The sequence below is a fragment of the Amycolatopsis thailandensis genome (assembly GCF_042723255.1).
In the GTDB taxonomy this organism is placed as follows: domain Bacteria; phylum Actinomycetota; class Actinomycetes; order Mycobacteriales; family Pseudonocardiaceae; genus Amycolatopsis; species Amycolatopsis thailandensis.
The window spans coordinates 1-15,580 of the sequence record NZ_JBHXJK010000170.1; the positions used below are offsets into that span (position 1 = coordinate 1).

Annotated in this window: 15 protein-coding genes; 5 read left to right on the plus strand and 10 right to left on the minus strand. The window is 69.0% G+C overall.

Annotated elements, in window-relative coordinates; genetic code table 11:
• Positions 1-107: 107 nt before the first annotated feature.
• Complete coding sequence (gene ligD, locus ACFWMR_RS38350) at positions 108-1,046, minus strand: non-homologous end-joining DNA ligase (RefSeq protein WP_208636004.1); 939 nt, start codon at positions 1,044-1,046, stop codon at positions 108-110.
• 61 nt (positions 1,047-1,107) lie between these two features.
• On the opposite strand from ligD, the gene ACFWMR_RS38355 reads away from it, so the two are divergent.
• The gene (locus tag ACFWMR_RS38355; RefSeq protein ID WP_378279205.1) at positions 1,108-1,782 is read left to right on the plus strand and encodes a TetR/AcrR family transcriptional regulator; all 675 of its coding nucleotides are present in this window, start codon (positions 1,108-1,110) and stop codon (positions 1,780-1,782) included.
• On the opposite strand, the gene ACFWMR_RS38360 is transcribed toward ACFWMR_RS38355, so the two are convergent.
• Both ACFWMR_RS38360 and ACFWMR_RS38365 read right to left on the minus strand, forming a co-directional pair.
• Positions 1,767-2,093: a sporulation protein gene (locus tag ACFWMR_RS38360; protein WP_093935745.1), complete on the minus strand. Its 327-nt coding sequence runs from the start codon at positions 2,091-2,093 to the stop codon at positions 1,767-1,769. The genes ACFWMR_RS38355 and ACFWMR_RS38360 overlap by 16 nt on opposite strands.
• Complete coding sequence (locus ACFWMR_RS38365) at positions 2,094-2,660, minus strand: TetR/AcrR family transcriptional regulator (protein WP_378381943.1); 567 nt, start codon at positions 2,658-2,660, stop codon at positions 2,094-2,096.
• An 86-nt stretch (positions 2,661-2,746) separates the two neighbouring features.
• Here ACFWMR_RS38365 and ACFWMR_RS38370 point away from each other — a divergent pair, with 86 nt between their 5' ends.
• Positions 2,747-3,910 carry an agmatine deiminase family protein gene (locus tag ACFWMR_RS38370; protein WP_378381944.1) on the plus strand — a complete coding sequence of 388 codons (1,164 nt, stop codon included), beginning with the start codon at positions 2,747-2,749 and terminating at the stop codon, positions 3,908-3,910.
• Here ACFWMR_RS38370 and ACFWMR_RS38375 read toward each other — a convergent pair.
• Complete coding sequence (locus tag ACFWMR_RS38375) at positions 3,898-4,557, minus strand: GntR family transcriptional regulator (protein WP_208636003.1); 660 nt, start codon at positions 4,555-4,557, stop codon at positions 3,898-3,900. The genes ACFWMR_RS38370 and ACFWMR_RS38375 overlap by 13 nt on opposite strands.
• Before the next feature lie 103 nt (positions 4,558-4,660).
• Here ACFWMR_RS38375 and ACFWMR_RS38380 point away from each other — a divergent pair, with 103 nt between their 5' ends.
• Positions 4,661-5,461: a carbon-nitrogen hydrolase family protein gene (locus ACFWMR_RS38380; protein ID WP_093935740.1), complete on the plus strand. Its 801-nt coding sequence runs from the start codon at positions 4,661-4,663 to the stop codon at positions 5,459-5,461.
• Positions 5,462-5,569: 108 nt separating this feature from the next.
• On the opposite strand, the gene ACFWMR_RS38385 is transcribed toward ACFWMR_RS38380, so the two are convergent.
• The 3 genes from ACFWMR_RS38385 to ACFWMR_RS38395 form a co-directional block, all read right to left on the minus strand.
• On the minus strand, positions 5,570-6,904 hold the full coding sequence (locus ACFWMR_RS38385) for an alpha/beta hydrolase family protein (protein ID WP_378381945.1): 1,335 nt from the start codon (positions 6,902-6,904) through the stop codon (positions 5,570-5,572).
• The gene (locus tag ACFWMR_RS38390) at positions 6,901-9,222 is read right to left on the minus strand and encodes a penicillin acylase family protein (RefSeq protein WP_378381946.1); all 2,322 of its coding nucleotides are present in this window, start codon (positions 9,220-9,222) and stop codon (positions 6,901-6,903) included. The genes ACFWMR_RS38385 and ACFWMR_RS38390 overlap by 4 nt, the downstream gene beginning before the upstream one ends.
• A 111-nt stretch (positions 9,223-9,333) precedes the next feature.
• Positions 9,334-9,897, minus strand: coding sequence for an ArsR/SmtB family transcription factor (locus ACFWMR_RS38395; protein WP_378381947.1), 564 nt, complete (start codon positions 9,895-9,897; stop codon positions 9,334-9,336).
• A 250-nt stretch (positions 9,898-10,147) separates the two neighbouring features.
• Here ACFWMR_RS38395 and ACFWMR_RS38400 point away from each other — a divergent pair, with 250 nt between their 5' ends.
• On the plus strand, positions 10,148-11,335 hold the full coding sequence (locus ACFWMR_RS38400; RefSeq protein ID WP_378381948.1) for a lytic transglycosylase domain-containing protein: 1,188 nt from the start codon (positions 10,148-10,150) through the stop codon (positions 11,333-11,335).
• 109 nt (positions 11,336-11,444) lie between these two features.
• Positions 11,445-11,873 (plus strand): pyridoxamine 5'-phosphate oxidase family protein, encoded by a 429-nt coding sequence (locus tag ACFWMR_RS38405; RefSeq protein ID WP_378381949.1) that lies wholly within the window; start codon positions 11,445-11,447, stop codon positions 11,871-11,873.
• 52 nt (positions 11,874-11,925) lie between these two features.
• On the opposite strand, the gene gcl is transcribed toward ACFWMR_RS38405, so the two are convergent.
• The 3 genes from gcl to ACFWMR_RS38420 are packed head-to-tail and all read right to left on the minus strand — an operon-like array spanning position 11,926 to position 15,335.
• Positions 11,926-13,620, minus strand: a complete 1,695-nt coding sequence (gene gcl, locus ACFWMR_RS38410) for a glyoxylate carboligase (RefSeq protein ID WP_378381950.1) — start codon at positions 13,618-13,620, stop codon at positions 11,926-11,928.
• 3 nt (positions 13,621-13,623) lie between these two features.
• The gene (locus ACFWMR_RS38415) at positions 13,624-14,511 is read right to left on the minus strand and encodes a 2-hydroxy-3-oxopropionate reductase (protein ID WP_378381951.1); all 888 of its coding nucleotides are present in this window, start codon (positions 14,509-14,511) and stop codon (positions 13,624-13,626) included.
• The gene (locus ACFWMR_RS38420; protein ID WP_378381952.1) at positions 14,508-15,335 is read right to left on the minus strand and encodes a hydroxypyruvate isomerase family protein; all 828 of its coding nucleotides are present in this window, start codon (positions 15,333-15,335) and stop codon (positions 14,508-14,510) included. The genes ACFWMR_RS38415 and ACFWMR_RS38420 overlap by 4 nt, the downstream gene beginning before the upstream one ends.
• Between the last annotated feature and the right edge of the window lie 245 nt (positions 15,336-15,580).

Consider the following 15,580-nt stretch of genomic DNA (forward strand, 5'->3'; position numbering starts at 1 on the left):
CCCCCTTCCTTGCGCTAGACGCAAGGAAGGGGGCCATCATGTACTGCGGGTCTGCGCGAGGCTGAGCACCACTTCCGCAATTAGTCCTCTGAATGCGAAGGGGAACGTCACTCGCCTTCGGTTTCGAGGCCGTCGCGATCGGCCCATTCCAGCAGTGTGTCGAGCGAGTAGGCCGTGTCGTCGATGCCCGCGTGCAGGTCGCCGAGTTCGGCGAAGCGCGCGGGCACGGTGGCGATGGTGAACTCACGCGGTTCGACGTCGTCGATCTCGTCCCACCTGATCGGCGTCGAGACGACGGCTTCGGGCACGCCGCGCACCGAGTACGCACTCGCGATCGTGTGGTCGCGAGCGTTCTGGTTGTAGTCGACGAAAAGTTTCGACGGGTCACGATCCTTGCGCCACCAGGTGGTGGTGACCTCGTCGGGCAGCCGGCGTTCGACCTCTCGAGCGAAGGCGAGCGCCGCCCGGCGGACCTCCTGGAAACCCCACCGCGGCTCGATCCGGACGTAGACGTGCAGGCCGTGCCCGCCGGAGGTCTTCGGCCAGCCAGTGATGCCGAGTTCGTCCAGGATCTCGCGGACGGTGTGGGCGACCTTCCGCACGGTCGAGAACGGGCAGTCCGGCATCGGGTCGAGGTCGATCCGCCACTCGTCGGGGCGTTCGGTGTCCGCGCGACGGGAGTTCCAAGGGTGGAACTCGACGGTCGACATCTGCACCGCCCAGATCACGTCGGCGGGATGCGTGACGCACAGCTCGTAGGCGTGCCTGCCGGAGGGGAAGTCGACGCGGACGGTCTGGAGCCAGTCCGGGGCCCCGTTCGGGACCCGTTTCTGGTGGACCTTGTCCCCCGACACCCCGGACGGGAACCGGTGCAGCATGCACGGCCGCTCCCGCAGCGCCCGCACGATCCCGTCGCCGACCGCGAGGTAGTACCGGACGAGATCGAGCTTGGTCTCACCCCGCGCCGGGAAGTAGACGCGATCCGGGCTCGAGAGGCGCACCGTCCGGTCGCCGACCTCGATCTCCACCGCCGAGCTTTTCGCCATACAGGCAAGCTATCCCGAAAGCGGCCGATCCGCGTCCGCTCGCTCCTGCCAGGATGACGGCATGGCACAACGGACCCGCGCGGACGCGCTTTCCCGCGAGCGCATCGTCGAGGCCGCCGTCGAACTGCTCGACGCGGACGGCGAGCGCGGGCTGACCTTCCGGACGCTGACCGAACGCCTCGCCACCGGCCCCGGGGCGATCTACTGGCACGTGCCGAACAAGGGCGAACTGCTCGCCGCCGCGACGGCGTCCGTCATCGGTGACGCTTTGACCGTCGCGACCACGGGCTCACCCTGGGAAGAGATCCGCGCCCTCGGACTCGGCCTGTTCGAAGCGATCGACCGGCATCCGTGGCTCTCCGCTCAGCTCGCCGTCCAGCTTTCCCGCAGCCCCTGGAGCTCGGTGACGCCGCGGATCTTCGACAGCATCGGACGCCGGGTCAGCGCGCTGGGCGTCCCCGAAGCCACCTGGTTCACCGCGACCTCGGCGCTCGCGCACTACATCTTCGGCGCCGCGGGCCAGAACGCCGCGAACGCCCGGGTGCTCCGGAGCGGCGGCACGGACCGCGCCGAATACCTTCGCGCCGCGGCGAGCGCATGGGAGGAACTCGATCCCGTCGAGTTCCCGTTCTTGAAGTCCATCGCCGATCAGGTGCGCGAGCACGACGACCGGGAGCAGTTCCTCACCGGGATCGATCTCATCCTGACCGGGATCACTGCTCAGGGACGAACCTGAGCTCGACGCCTGGCCTTGTGGATCGTCGCGACCATGATGGCGAAGACCAGGCCGAGGAAGGTCCGGTCCGTCGCGGGCACCCAGCGCACCTCGCCGCCCTTGAGGACGTACGCGCCGACAGGCCGCGCGGCGAGCATGAACCCGCCGCCCTCGCCTTCTTTGCCTTGTTCGGTGCCGTGCCCGCCGCCTCCGCCGCCGATGATGCTCGCGGCCGGGATCAGCACGACACCGTCCTTCTCGACGGGCTCGCCGTAGACCCGCCGGACGGTCAGGTTGTCCCGCATCGTGCCGACGATCTTTTCGAGCCCCATTCAGTCCCCCACCCTGTCCAGTTCCAGCGCGATCGCGCCCCGTAGCAGGTCCCGCGCCCGGTCCAGGTCCATCGAACCAGAAAGCCACCGCTCGCTGAGTCCTTCGACCAGGCTGGTGAGCCGTTCGGCGGCGTCCTCCGCCTTGACGCCGTCGCCGCCGACGCGCCGGATCGTGTCGGCGACCTCGTCCACCCAGACCCGTGTCGACTCCGCCAGCGGTTCGCGCAGTTCGGGGGCGAAGACGGCGCTGGCCCGTAGCTCGCCCCAGGCCGTGCTGTTCTCCCGCACCGCCTGGGTGTCCTGAAGCTCCCCGAACAACATGAGCTCCAGTTCGGCGCGGGGATCCGCCGCCTCGGCCGCGGCCTCTTCGGTGTAGGCGGCGGCGCGATCGCTGACGAACTCCAGCGTCTTGCCGAGCAGCCCGGCGCGGTTGGTGAAGTGGTAGTAGATCAGCGACGTCGAGATCCCGGCCTCGGCCGCGATCTTCTCCACCCGCAGGCCCCGCACCCCGCTGCGCGCGATCACCCGCACGGCCGCTTCCAAGATCTTCTGCTGACGTTCGAACACGGGTGTTCACCCTAGCGGTCTCGTCCTGACTGAATTTTCAGTCAGGATGCTATCGTGTCCTCACCGGTCCAGCCAAGGAGTGCACAGTGTTCGATTCGTCCCTGCCCCGCCGCACGGTTCTACGTGCCCTGACCGCGGTCGGCGCCGTCGCCGTCGGAACCGCGGCGTGTTCCGAACCGGGAGGAAGCTCCTCGGCGCCAGCACCGGCGACCGGTTCACCGGAGCCCGCCGCGGCGGGGGTTCGCAGGCTGGGCGCCGAGTGGGAAAGCCACGCGCGCACCTACCTGTCCTGGCCGGCGTCGAAGTCCATCTGGGCGGAAGACCTGCCCGCCGTCCGCGAGGAGATCGCCGGGCTGGCCAAGGCGATCGCCGCCTTCGAACCGGTGGTGCTCCTCGCCCGGCCCGAGCACGCCGATGCCGCTCAGCAGGCGTGCGGCGACACCGTCGAGGTCGTCCCGATCCCGGTCGACGACCTCTGGGCGCGGGACACCGTGCCGGTGTTCGTCGAGGAGGCGGGCAAGGTCGGGGGTGCCGACTTCAACTTCAACGGCTGGGGCGGCAAACAGAACCCGCACGACAAGGACAACGCCGTCGCGCGCTCCGTGCTGGGCAAGTACGGCCTGTCCCGCACCGAAACCTGGATCACCGCCGAGGGCGGCTCGTTCGAGACCGACGGCGCGGGCACACTGATGGTCACCGAAAGCTCACTTGTCAACGACAACCGCAACAAGGGCAAGAGCCGCCAGGAGATCGAAGACGAACTGAAGAAGGTCCTCGGCGTCCGGAAGGTCATCTGGTTCGCGGGCGTCCGCGGCGAGGACATCACCGACGCCCACGTCGACTGCCTGGCCCGGTTCACCGCGCCCGGCGTCGTCCTCCTGGACAAGGCGGCACCCGGCACCCCGCCCGACTCATGGTCCCGCGCGGCCGATCAGGCGAGGTCGGTACTCGCGAGCGCCACCGACGCCGATGGCAAGCCCTTCAAGGTGATCGACCTCGTCCAGCCGGATCCGGACAAGGTCGAAGGCTATGGCGAGGACAGCGTGATCTCGTACGCCAACTTCTACGTCGCGAACAAGTCGGTCTTCGTGCCGAAGTTCGGCGACGCGGAGGCGGACGAGCGCGCGCAGCAGGTCCTGCGAGACCAGTTCCCCGGGCGGGAGATCGTGCCGGTGAAGATCTCGACCATCGCCTCGGGCGGCGGCGGGATCCACTGCTCGACGCACGACCAGCCGGGTCAGCCTTCCTGAGGCAGCACCGACATCACTTCGGACACCGGGCGCAGATGCTGCTCCAGCAACCGTGACGCCTCTTTCACGTCATGGTCGTTCAGGGCGGCGACCAAGGCCCGGTGTTCGTCGTTGATCACCGTCAGCCGCTCAGGGCGTGCCTCCAGCGCACGGACCGTGACCCGCTGCTGCCGCGAACGGAGCGTGTCGTACAACTCGGTCAGCACGGTGTTGCCCGCGGCGTTCACGATCGCGCGATGGAATCGGCGGTCCAGCCCCGACACCGCGAACCAGTCGCGTTCGGCGCCGGAGCGCACCATCCCGTCGATCAGTTCCGTCATTTCGGCGGGCGCGCCCGCCTTGTTCGCGCAGAGCGTCGCGATCGCGTGGCCTTCGATCAGCCGCCTGCTCTGGTAGACCTCTTCCAGTTCCCGCGAGGTGACCGTGCGCACCTGCGCGCCCTTGCGTGGCAAGAGACTGATGAACCGTTCGGCGGCCAAGCGGTGGAACGCCTCGCGCACCGGTGTCCGAGAGACACCGACGACGCCGGAGACCCACATTTCGTCGAGGAAGCGGCCGCCTTCCAGCTCGCCCGAGATGATGCCGTCGCGCAGCCACGTGTAGACCCGCTCGCGCGCCGGGCCGCCCCCTTCGGCGGTCACAGTCATCTCGTTCCCCCTCTATGCCGTTACTTTCCGCGGCAGACACTACACCTGGACCAGCTAAGTATCCATCATGTATACAAGAGTTCCACTGATTGGAAGGGGTCCCATGGTGCACGTCGCGGTGGCGCAGTTCGCGCCCGGCAACGACAAAAAGGCCAACCTCGCCCGCGTCGCCGCCCTCGTCGGCGAAGCGGCGGACCGCGGCGCGCGGGTGGTCGCGCTGCCCGAATACTCGTTGTTCACCGTACCGACGATGAGCCGGGAATTCGTGACCTCGGCCGAGGAACTCGACGGACCGTTCGTCACCGAGCTGCGAGGTCTCGCGAAGGACCGGCAGATCACCGTCGTCGCGGGTATCAACGAAGCGCTTCCAGGCGGGGAACGGATCTCGAACACGCTCGTCGCGGCCGGTCCCGACGGGGCGATCACCGCGCTGTACCGCAAGCTGCACCTGTACGACGCCTTCGGCTTCCGCGAATCGGAACTGGTCCGGCCCGGCGACATCGAAGCACCGGAGACGTTCGAGGTCGACGGGATCACCTTCGGCCTCCAGACCTGCTACGACCTGCGGTTCCCGGAGGTCACCCGCCGTCTGGTCGACGCGGGCGCGGACGCCGTACTGCTCCCGGCCGAGTGGATGCCCGGCCCGCTCAAGGAGGACCACTGGACCACGCTGGTCCGGGCGCGGGCGATCGAGAACACGATCTACCTCGTCGCGGCGGGACAGGCGGCACCGGCGGGCTCGGGACACAGCATGATCGTCGACCCGATGGGCGTCGTCGTCGCCTCGCTCGGGGAGCGCACCGGGACCGCGACCGGCGAGGTCTCCGCCGAACGGATCTCCGAGGTGCGCGCCAAGAACCCGGCGCTGGAGCTGCGCCGGTTCGCCGTCACTCCCAGGTCCTGAGTATCTTCTGACCCGGAGGTCCGTTCGTGAAGACACGCCCTCGGGCGTGGTGACGCGGCTTCCGTTCGCCTGGGTGCCGGGTGGCCGCCCGGCACCCAGGCTCTTACGTCACGGAACCAGCAGTCCCCAGTGCACGGCCCACGGCACGAACAGCACGGCTCCGGCCAGCAGCAGCCCGACCCGCACTCCCCCGCTCGTCTCGTTCCGCCGTCGCCACCACGAAACCGCCGTGACCACCCCGGCGGCGACGACACCGACCGCGCCCAGCTGCAACGCCAGCCACGGCAACGTCCGTCCGAAAAGGACCGGACCCGGCGCCATCGCCGCCCCCGTCGTCAGCACGACGTAGTAAGCGAGGAACCCGACAGTGGCGAGCAATCCCGTCGACGCCAGCCAGCGCGCGGGCCGGGCGAGCGGAACGTCCTTGCGGCGGCGGAACAACGTCGTCACCGGATAAGCCGCGAAAGCCAGCAGCGCCAGCGCCCATACGCCGATCTGCAGCCACGGTGCCTCGTACCAGGCCAGTGGCGCCAGGGCGACGCTCTGGCTCGCCTGCACCGGTGGCGGATCGGCCGACGGGCCGTTCTTCGCTCCGTTCACCCAGTTCGCGACGAGGTCGAGGTAGCCGGGAGCGAAGCCGTCGAGCTTGTCGAAACCGTCCGTGGTCCGCCGAAGCCCGTGCTGCGCCTGCGGGAACACCTTCAGCGTGTACTGCCGGTTCCCTGTTCGTTCCAGCGTTGCCCGGAAGATCCGGACCGCCTCGCCGGGCGGGGTGAGCCGGTCCTGCTCGCCCCACAGCCCGAGCACCGGCTGCCGCACCTTCTCCAGCACCGGCACCGGGTCGTACCCGGCCTCGGGGAACGCGCCGGCGCCCGCGAGGGTCCGCATGTTCGTCGACGCCACCATGTCCACCATCGAGCCGGTGACCCCGCCGTGCCGCAGGTAGGTCTCGAAGGCCCACGACTGCTGACGGTCGGGCGACACCCCGTTGGCCCCGACGGTGACCGCGAAGGCGATGTCCTTCGACTTCGACGCCGCCAAGGGCGCGACCCAGCCCCCTTCGCTCAAACCCCATACCCCGACGCGGGCCGGATCCACGCCCGGACGCGAACGCAGTGCTTGAACCGCGGCGAGCGCGTCGTCGGCCAGGACCGAGTAGTCCCGCTCGAACAGCGAGTAGCCTTCGGTCCGTTTGTCGTAGATCAGGGTCGCGATCCCCGCCTTGGCGAAGGCTTCGGCCTCGGCCCGGTAGTCGTCCCGGTCGTGTTCGCCCGAGCCGTGCACCATGACGATGCCCGGCGCCGGGCCGCCGCCTTCCGGCGCGACCACGGTTCCACGCAAGGTCACGCCGTGGCTGGTGAACGAGACCTCGCCGTCCGGAGCGGCCGCGGGCACCGGCGACGAAACCGCCACCACCGCCGCCGCGAACAGTGCCGCGATCATCGCCTGCTCACCCGGACCACCTCGAGCGACGGCGACGCGAGGATGTCCTTCTCGCAGTACCGTTCGGTGACCCACCGCTTGCGCGAGTACAGCTCCGTCTGGTCGCTGTGATGCGCGGACTCCGGATTCGCGGACTGCGAATAGGTCAGCAGCGTCGTCGTGTCCGGGCAGCCGGTGCCGTTGAACGCGACGACGTGCAGGTACGTCCCGCCGTGCACGATCTCGGTGTAGCCGCGGGCCGGATCCCAAGGCCCGCCCAGGGAGTCGTAGACGCCACGCCCGGCGGTCCCGCCACCGAGCGGGATCTTCTTTCCGCCGCGAACGACGTAGTGGTTGTCACCGTAGGGCGCGTCGAGCGGGATGTTCGCCGCTTTCAGTTCCGCCACGGCGTCGGCGAGCGCCTTGCGAATCGCGGCGTTGCCGGTGTCGAGCGTGTTCGGGGTATCGACCGGATCCTGGACAGCGAAGGGGACCTTCCAGATCTCCGGCCCCATTCGGTCCACTGTGGACCAGAACCGGTCGAACAGCAGCGCGCCCCGGCTCTCGGCGTCGGAACGCCCGTCCCAGTTCGCCAGCGCGGCGCAGGCACCTTCCATCCCCGGCATCGTGCGGCACATCCCGACGACGTCGGCCCGGACGAGTTCGGCGGCGTGGTCCCGGTGCGAGAACATCAGGTCCCGCATCGCCTGCCCGGTGAAGCCGCCCTTCGCCAGCTGGTCGGCGATCTCGGCGAAGCCGCCGCGTGTGCGCATGTTCTGCTCGTACCGGACCGGGCCGACGATCCGCGGGAAGCCGGTCTTCGGCTCGGCGGGATTGAACAGCCAGTAACTGTCGTTCGAGTTCGCCAGGTAGTCGTCCCGGCTCAGCGTCGGCAGGCTGGAGGGCCCGAAGACGCCGGGGCGCAGCGCGTCACGGTCGCGGCCCCAGGCACAGGCCGTCCGGGAGCCGTCGAGCACCGCGATCCCGTTGGCGTCGAACAGCTCCTTGCCCAGCGGGGTGTTGCAGCGCGCCGCCTTTTCGTCGGTGACGTGCGGAACCCCGTGGATCTGACTGGACTCCACCCGGCCGCGATCGTCGGTGGCGATGATGTTCATCCACGGCAGCCCTTGGGTCCGGCGGACCGCGCCGATCATCTCCCCCGCCGTCCGGCCGCGGGCGATCTCGAACATCGAGTTCGTCATCGAAAGGTTCCCGGCGTTGGCGTCCGCGATCGCGAAGGCACTCGACGCCGTCCACGGAAGCTCTCGTTGCCCGAGCCGGGTCGTCACCGGACCGTATCTGGTCGTCCATTGTGGACGTACGACGCGTTCGAGACCCCCGCCCGCCTTGCGGGACAGGACGCTGACGTCGGTCCGCCGCATCCGCTCGGGCTTGCCATCGACCAGGTAGGTCGTCGGCGAGCCGGGAACGAGCTTCAGTTCGAACAGGGTGTACGTGCGGGTGGTGTCGGTGGCCGTCCCGCTCCAGGCTGCGGTTTCGTTGTGGCCCAGCCACATCAGCGGGATACCGGGAATGCCGGCGCCACTGACGTTCAGCTTGCCCGGCAGGCTCAGCTGCGACTGCCACAGCCTGGTCCCGCTCAGCTGCCACGGCAGGTGCGGGTTGGCCAGGGAGACCCCTCGGCCGTTCGCCGAGGCGGCCTTGCCGACGGCGATCGCGTTGCTGCCGATCCCCGTCCCGCCGGTCATCTGTTCGCGACCGGTGCCGGCGGGCGGCGCTCCCGGCAGGGACGCGGTGATCGAGTCCGCGACCCCACCCTGCCCGAAGATCATCCCGACCGCGTGGGCGTGCCGGTAGACGTCGAGTTCGGTGATCGGCTTCAGCCAGCTCGCCCCACGGCAGGCCGGATCGGTGATCTCACCAGCGCGCAGGTACTTGTTCACGCCCTCGACGTAGCCGCGGATCAGTTCGCGGACCTCTCGGTACGGCCCGCGCGGCGCGGGTTCCGCGAGCAGCCGCTCGACCGCGCCGCTTTCGTTCAGGCCTTGGAAGTACAGGTCGCTCGCGAGGTTCGTGCTCGCCTGGCTCACCCCGCTCGTCGGCGGTGCGTCCGGACCCAGCCGGCGGGACCGCTCGGCCCGCGTGGTGACCGCGACGTCCACGATCGCGCAGACGTTGTCCTTGGCGGCGGCGTAACCCTGTCCGAAGCCCAGACCCACCCAGTCGTTCGCGACGATGTGCGGGATGCCGTATTCCGTGTAGCGGATGGTGGCGTCCGCGCGAGATGCCCCATCCGGCGGTTGCGCGGCCGTCGCGGTCCCCGCCGCGAGCAGGCTCGTCACGGCACCGACGGCCGCGATTCTTTTCCAGAGCAGCATGCTGCTCCCCCTTTGTGTGAAGTCGTTCGTGAAGACACGCCGTCCGGCGTGGTGACGCGATCCCGGTGGTCGAGTGGCCGCTCTCCCACCGGTCTTCTCAGCTCCCTTCCCTCACTCCTCGTCCGGATCCGGGAACGCCGTCCAGCGCACGTACACCTTCCGCGCGTCCGGTCCGGGTTCCGGCCGCCAGTAGCGGCGCAGGAGGTCCAGGTACTCCTCCCAGAACTGCTTGAGCTCTTCGAGGTTCACGTGCACGGCGCCGCGCGAGAAGACCAGCGCGTCACCCCATTCGCCCAGTTCGTCGCGACGCCGCAGGAAGCGCGCCATCTGCTCCAGGTCCTCGGTGAACGCGGCACGATGCGCCTCGTCGAACACCGCCCGCATCTCTTCGCTCTGTTCGCTGTGCCGGGGCCAGCGGATGTCACGGTGCCTGGCTCGCCACCAGCGTTCCTTGCCGTGCGCGAGTTCCGGCGCCTCCTCGATGAAGTCGTATCTCGCCAGCTCACGCAGGTGGTAGCTGGTCGCGCCCGAGCTCTCCCCCAGCTGCTTGGCCAGCTTCGTCGCTGTCGCGGGCTCGCGGCCCAGCGACTCCATGATCCGGCGGCGCAAGGGATGCGTCATCGCCTTCAGCACGGCGGGATCGGTGATCTCTTCGGGCGTCGGCGGACCGGTCATGACACCAAGGTAGCCGTGCAAAGAAGATTGTGCAAAGACGCCTTTGCACGCAGGCGAGACCATCTCCGCGAAGCGACCGAGGATTCTGCTGACGTTTCGGTGAACTCAGCGTGAAATTGACAACTTCAGTACGAAGGTCTTGTGCCGGGCGGACGAAAACTCGACAGGTTCGCGGCTTTTTCGTTGTGTCCTCCCCAGAATTCGGTTGTATCGGATAGTTTTGCCCGGAGTCGACCTTGCGGGAGAGAACATGCCGAAGCACCGCCCTCGACAGACGGACAAGTTGTCCGCCCGGCACCGGACGGCCTTCGCGCTCGCCGGTGGCGCGCTCGCCGTCCTGCCCGCGGTCACCGCGTCGGCGGGTCCCGACGCCCCGATCGCCGCGCCGAAGCCCGCCGTACCGCAGAACCAGGCCGCCGCCTGGCAGCCGCCGGTGGGCACGGTCCCGGAGATCGCCGTCGACGGCAGTCTTCCCGAGCCGCCCAATCCGGACCCGCTGGTCGTCCCCGGCGGCACCGGCAACACCGGCGGCTCGTTCGCGCCGTCGGGCGCGCTCGGCATCCCCGCGAGCATGATGAAGGCGTACAAGAACGCGGCCGACATCCTCGCGAAGGAACTGCCCGGTTGTCACATCGACTGGGCGCTGATCGCCAGCATCGGCCGGATCGAGTCGAACCACGCGCGCGGCGGTTACGTCGACGCGAAGGGCAACACCCTCGAACCGATCCTCGGCCCGCAGCTCAACGGCGCCGGACCGTTCGCCGCGATCCCGGACACCGACGGCGGCAAATACGACGGCGACACCGTCTGGGATCGCGCGGTGGGCCCGACGCAGTTCATCCCGTCGACGTGGAAGGGCTACGCCTCCGACGGCAACGGCGACGGCGAGTCGAACCCCAACAACATCTACGACGCGACGCTGGGCTCGGGCCGTTACCTCTGCTCCGGCGGCGTCGACCTGACGTCCGAGCAGACGCAGCGCGTGGCCGTGTACCGCTACAACCACTCACTGTCCTATGTGGACACCGTGATCCGCTGGGCGGTCGCCTACCGCGGTGGTGTCGCGACGTTCCCGGACAGCCAGGTCCCGGTCGGCGCACCCGACTCCTCGAACGTCGCCGCCGACACGCCCGGCGGCCAGCTCCCGGTCCCGACGCTGCCCGACACTCCCCCGCCCGGCACGACCACGCCGCCGACGACCCCGCCGCCCAGCTCGTCGCTCCCGCCGAGCAGCAGCACGCCGCCGAGCAGCTCTTCGCCCTCGAAGCCGAGCAGCACGCCGCCGTCCTCGACACCTCCCTCGTCGACTCCGCCGTCGAGCACGCCGCCGTCGTCGACGCCTCCGCCCTCCAGTACGTCTTCGGCGCCGCCGTCTTCGACCCCGGCGGGCGACACCGGCTCGACGAGCCCGACCACCTCCACCTCGACCAAGCCCTGACCACCGCCCAGAGCGCATTCAGAGGACTAAACGCGATGCCCGGAATGTCCTGAACCCGGCCCGCGTTGTCGCTTCTCGTAGATCGTCAACCGAGAGAAGCGAGACACGGATGTCGTCTTTCGTCATGACCGCCGCAGAACGGGAAGCCTTCCTGAGCGAGGTCCACATCGGGGTCTTGGCCGTGGAACGGGACGGCCGGGCCCCGCTGGCCGTACCGGTCTGGTACGACTACGAGCCCGGCGGGGAACTCCTGATCTGGATGGACGGCGGTTCGGTCAAGGACAAGGCGATCAAGAAGGCGGGCAGGCTCAGCCTGGTCGCGCAGTCGGAGACCTTGCCGTACAAGTACGTGACGGCCGAGGGACCGGTCGTCGCCAACGACGCTCCGCCGACCCGGGAGCAGGCGCTGAAGATCGCGCACCGCTACCTGCCGCAGGAAGAGGGCACGAAGTACGTCGACGGCGCGCTCAGCGACAACTCCGTACTGGTCCGCGTCCGGCCCGAGAAGTGGCTGAGCAACGACCAGGGCAAGGCCTGACGAACCGACGGTGCCCCGGTCGCCGCAGGGCAGCGGCCGGGGCACCGTTCCTTCAGCTCGCGATCGGCTCGAACTCGACGACACTGTCGAGCGCCTTGCCCATCGCGGCGTTCCCTTCGCGTTCGATCATGATCTCCACCAGCACCGGCCGCGAAGTGCGCTCGGCCTCCTTGCGCGCCCATTCCAGTGACGTCCGGATCTCGCCCGGCTCGGTCACCCGGGTCCCGGAGCAGCCGTAGGCCTCCATGACCTTCACGTTGTCCGTGCCGTTCTTGTCGTAGTGGATGTCGACCTCGAAGTTCATCTCGTAGCCGGTCTCGGCCTGCCGGATGAGCCCGAGGTACTCGTTGTTCAGCATGATCAGCACGAATCCGACGTCGTACTGCGCGGCCACCGCCAGCTCCTCCACCAGGAACTGGAAAGAGTAGTCCCCGACGACGCCGACGACCTCCGCCTCCGGTTTCGCCTTCTTCACGCCGATCGCCGCCGGGATCTCCCAGCCGAGCGGGCCCGCCTGGCCGCACACCTGGTAGTGCCGCGGCTTGTGCGCGCGCTGGAACTGCCCGGACCAGATCTGGTACAACCCGATCGCGGTGACGAAGTAGGCGTCCTCGCCGTAGAACTCGTTGATCTCCTTGAACACCCGGGGCGCCTTGATCGGCGTGTCCTCGAAGTCCTCCCGGCGCGGCAGGCTCTCCTTCAGCTCGCCGATCCGCCGCGGCCAGGCGCGATCCCGCGCCGGGGAACGCTTCGACGCCGCCTCGATCAGCGCGTCCAGGAACGCGCCGGTGTCCGACACGATCCCGAGATCCGGCCCGAACACCTTCCCCAGCTGCGTCGGCTCGATGTCGACGTGGATGAACTTCCGGGTCCCGCGGTAGACGTCGAGGTCACCGGTGTGCCGGTCACCGAACCGCGCGCCGAGCGCCAGCACCAGATCCGCTTCGAGGAAGGCGGCGTTCGCCCACCGTTGCGAAGTCTGGATGCCGGCCATCCCGGCGAACAGTTCGTGGTCCTCCGGGAAGGTCCCCTTGCCCATCAGCGTCACCCCGACCGGGACGCCGAGCAGCTCGGCCGCGGTCCGCAACCGGTCGCTCGCGCCGCCGAGCACCACGCCGCCGCCCGCGAGGATCAGCGGCCGTTCGGCGGCCAGCAACAGATCCAGTGCCCGCTCGACCCTGGCCGGCGACGGCGTCGCCTTGGTGACCGGCAGCGGCGAGTCGATACTGGAGTCCCATTCGATGTCCTGCCGCTGGACGTCGATCGGCAGGTCGATCAGCACCGGGCCGGGGCGGCCCGACCGCGCGATCCGGAACGCCTCCCGGAACACCCACGGCAGCTGGGCCGCTTCCTTGACCTGCACCGCCCACTTCGTCACCGGTTTGGCGATCTCGACGATGTCGACGGCCTGGAAGGCCTCGGTGTGCAGTTTCCGCGAGTCGGCCTGCCCGGTGATGCACAGGATCGGGATCGAATCGGCCTGGGCGGTGTAGAGCCCGGTGATCATGTTCGTCCCGGCGGGCCCGGAGGTGCCGATCGCGACGCCGACGTTGCCGGTGGTCCGCGCCCAGCCGTCGGCCATATGGGTGGCGCCCTCTTCGTGGCGCACGATCAGATGCTCGATGCCGCTGTCCTGCATCGCGTGGTACAGCGGGAGGATCGCGGCGCCGGGACAGCCGAACGCGGTGTCGACGCCTTCACTGACCAGGACGTCGACAACAGCCTGCATGGCGGGGATTCTGGGCATTCCTCACTCCTTGCTTTCCGCGCCGGACAGCGCTTCGACGACCTTCAGCAGGGCGGAGTGGTCGAGCGAGCCGTGGCCCATCGCCCGTCCGGCGGCGACGAGCTGGGCGACCAGCCCGGTGAGCGGCAGCGCGACGTCGGCCTGCCTGGCGGCGGCGAGCGCGATGCCCATGTCCTTGTGGTGCAGGTCGATCCGGAAACCCGGGGCGAATTCCCGCGCCACCATGGACTTCCGCTTGAGTTCGAGGATCCGGCTGCCCGCCAGGCCGCCCGCGAGGACGTCCAGCCCGACTCCGGCGTCCACGCCCGAGGCCTCCATCAGCACGATGGCTTCCGCGATCAGGCCGTAGGTCCCACCGACCACGAGCTGGTTCGCGGCCTTGACCACCTGACCGGCGCCGTGCGGCCCGACATGGACGATCGTCTTGCCGACGGCCTCCAGAATCGGGAGCGCGGCGGCGAAGTCCTCGCCGTCGCCACCGGCCATAATGGACAGTGAAGCCTGCTCGGCACCGGCCTGACCACCGGAGACGGGCGCGTCGAGCACCCGGATCCCCCGTTCGGCCGCCCGCTCCGCCACCTCGATCGAGGTCTCCGGCCGGATCGTGCTCATGTCGATCAGCAGGGTGCCCGGTTTCGCCGACTCCAGCACCCCGCCCGCCGCCAGCACGACGGCCTCGACCTGCGGATGGTTCGGCAACATGGTGATGACGACCTCGGCGCCGGCCACGGCGTCCGTCACCCCGTCGGCCGCCCGGCCACCGGCCGCTTCCAGCCTCGCGAGCGCGTCCGCGTTCGTGTCGAATCCGCTCACCTCGTGGCCGGCGGCGACGAGATGTCCCGCCATCGGCCCGCCCATGATCCCCAGGCCGATGAATCCCAGCTTGGTCATGCCAGTCCCCTTCGTTCGAAAGGCAGCCACGACAGCGAATCCGCGCTCGGGCCGTCGGGTTTGTACTCCACGCCGACCTGCCCGCGGTAGCCCGCCGCCTGCAGCTTTTCCAGGTAACCCTCGATGTCCAGCGTTCCGGTCCCCGGCTGGTGGCGTCCTGGGGCATCGGCGATCTGGACGTGACCGATCCGTCCGGTGTGGACGGTCGTGACCGTGTCGAGGTCGTCACCGTTGACCGCCAAGTGGTAGAGGTCGGCCAGCAGCTTCACGTTGTCCCGCCCGAGTTCGTCGAGCACGTTCAGGACGTCGTCCGCGGTCTTGAGCGGGTATTTCTCCGCCCCCGACAGCGGTTCCAAGACGATCTCCGCGTCGATCCGCGCGGCCGCGTCCGACGCGAGCGCCAGATTCGACAGGCCGAGCTTGTCCTGCTCGGCCGGATCCGCGCCGTCGATCCGGTTGCCGTAGAGCGCGTTGAACCGGCGGCAGCCGAGCCGTTCGCCGAGCTCGATCGCGAACGCGACACCGCGGGTGAAGTCGTCCTCGCGGCCGGGCCAGGTGACCAGGCCGCGATCGCCGCCCGCCATGTCGCCGGGGAAGAAGTTCAGCCCGGTCACCGCGACACCCGCCCGCTCGACCGACGCCACGAAAGCGTCGACCTCGGCGGCGTCCGGCGCCGGCGTCTCGAACGGCCACCAGTACTCGACCGCGGTGAAGCCCGCCGCGCGCGCCGCCTCCGCCCGGTCGAGCAGTGGCAACTCGGTGAAGACCAGCGACAGGTTCAGCACGTAGGGCAGTGCGTGACGCGAACCGGCAAGATCAGCCATCGAAACCTCTGCAATTTCGCTCTGCGGAAACTTTCTTTCGTATATCGAGAATAGCCCGCTGACCTGCCATCGGTCAACGGGCGGTATACCAACCAGTCGCAAAGGGGTGCCCCCGTGCCCGTGTGCCCCATGCCTGCCACAGACGTGGGGGGGGGGCCAAAGGGGGCAACAAAATAACAGAAAAATTGTATATGGACCACCCCACCCAAAAAGAGTTGGAAAACCAAAAGGTGGGGGGGGTTGTG

Bases quoted from the DNA above. Each gene is read 5' to 3' on its own strand.
- ACFWMR_RS38420 (WP_378381952.1), bottom strand. From the start codon at position 15,335: ATGGCTGATCTTGCCGGTTCGCGTCACGCACTGCCCTACGTGCTGAAC.
- ACFWMR_RS38405 (WP_378381949.1), top strand. From the start codon at position 11,445: ATGTCGTCTTTCGTCATGACCGCCGCAGAACGGGAAGCCTTCCTGAGC.
- ACFWMR_RS38360 (WP_093935745.1), bottom strand. From the start codon at position 2,093: ATGGGGCTCGAAAAGATCGTCGGCACGATGCGGGACAACCTGACCGTC.
- ACFWMR_RS38375 (WP_208636003.1), bottom strand. From the start codon at position 4,557: ATGACTGTGACCGCCGAAGGGGGCGGCCCGGCGCGCGAGCGGGTCTAC.
- ligD (WP_208636004.1), bottom strand. From the start codon at position 1,046: ATGGCGAAAAGCTCGGCGGTGGAGATCGAGGTCGGCGACCGGACGGTG.
- ACFWMR_RS38415 (WP_378381951.1), bottom strand. From the start codon at position 14,511: ATGACCAAGCTGGGATTCATCGGCCTGGGGATCATGGGCGGGCCGATG.
- ACFWMR_RS38390 (WP_378381946.1), bottom strand. From the start codon at position 9,222: ATGCTGCTCTGGAAAAGAATCGCGGCCGTCGGTGCCGTGACGAGCCTG.
- ACFWMR_RS38355 (WP_378279205.1), top strand. From the start codon at position 1,108: ATGGCACAACGGACCCGCGCGGACGCGCTTTCCCGCGAGCGCATCGTC.
- ACFWMR_RS38380 (WP_093935740.1), top strand. From the start codon at position 4,661: ATGGTGCACGTCGCGGTGGCGCAGTTCGCGCCCGGCAACGACAAAAAG.
- gcl (WP_378381950.1), bottom strand. From the start codon at position 13,620: ATGCCCAGAATCCCCGCCATGCAGGCTGTTGTCGACGTCCTGGTCAGT.
- ACFWMR_RS38395 (WP_378381947.1), bottom strand. From the start codon at position 9,897: ATGACCGGTCCGCCGACGCCCGAAGAGATCACCGATCCCGCCGTGCTG.
- ACFWMR_RS38385 (WP_378381945.1), bottom strand. From the start codon at position 6,904: ATGATCGCGGCACTGTTCGCGGCGGCGGTGGTGGCGGTTTCGTCGCCG.
- ACFWMR_RS38400 (WP_378381948.1), top strand. From the start codon at position 10,148: ATGCCGAAGCACCGCCCTCGACAGACGGACAAGTTGTCCGCCCGGCAC.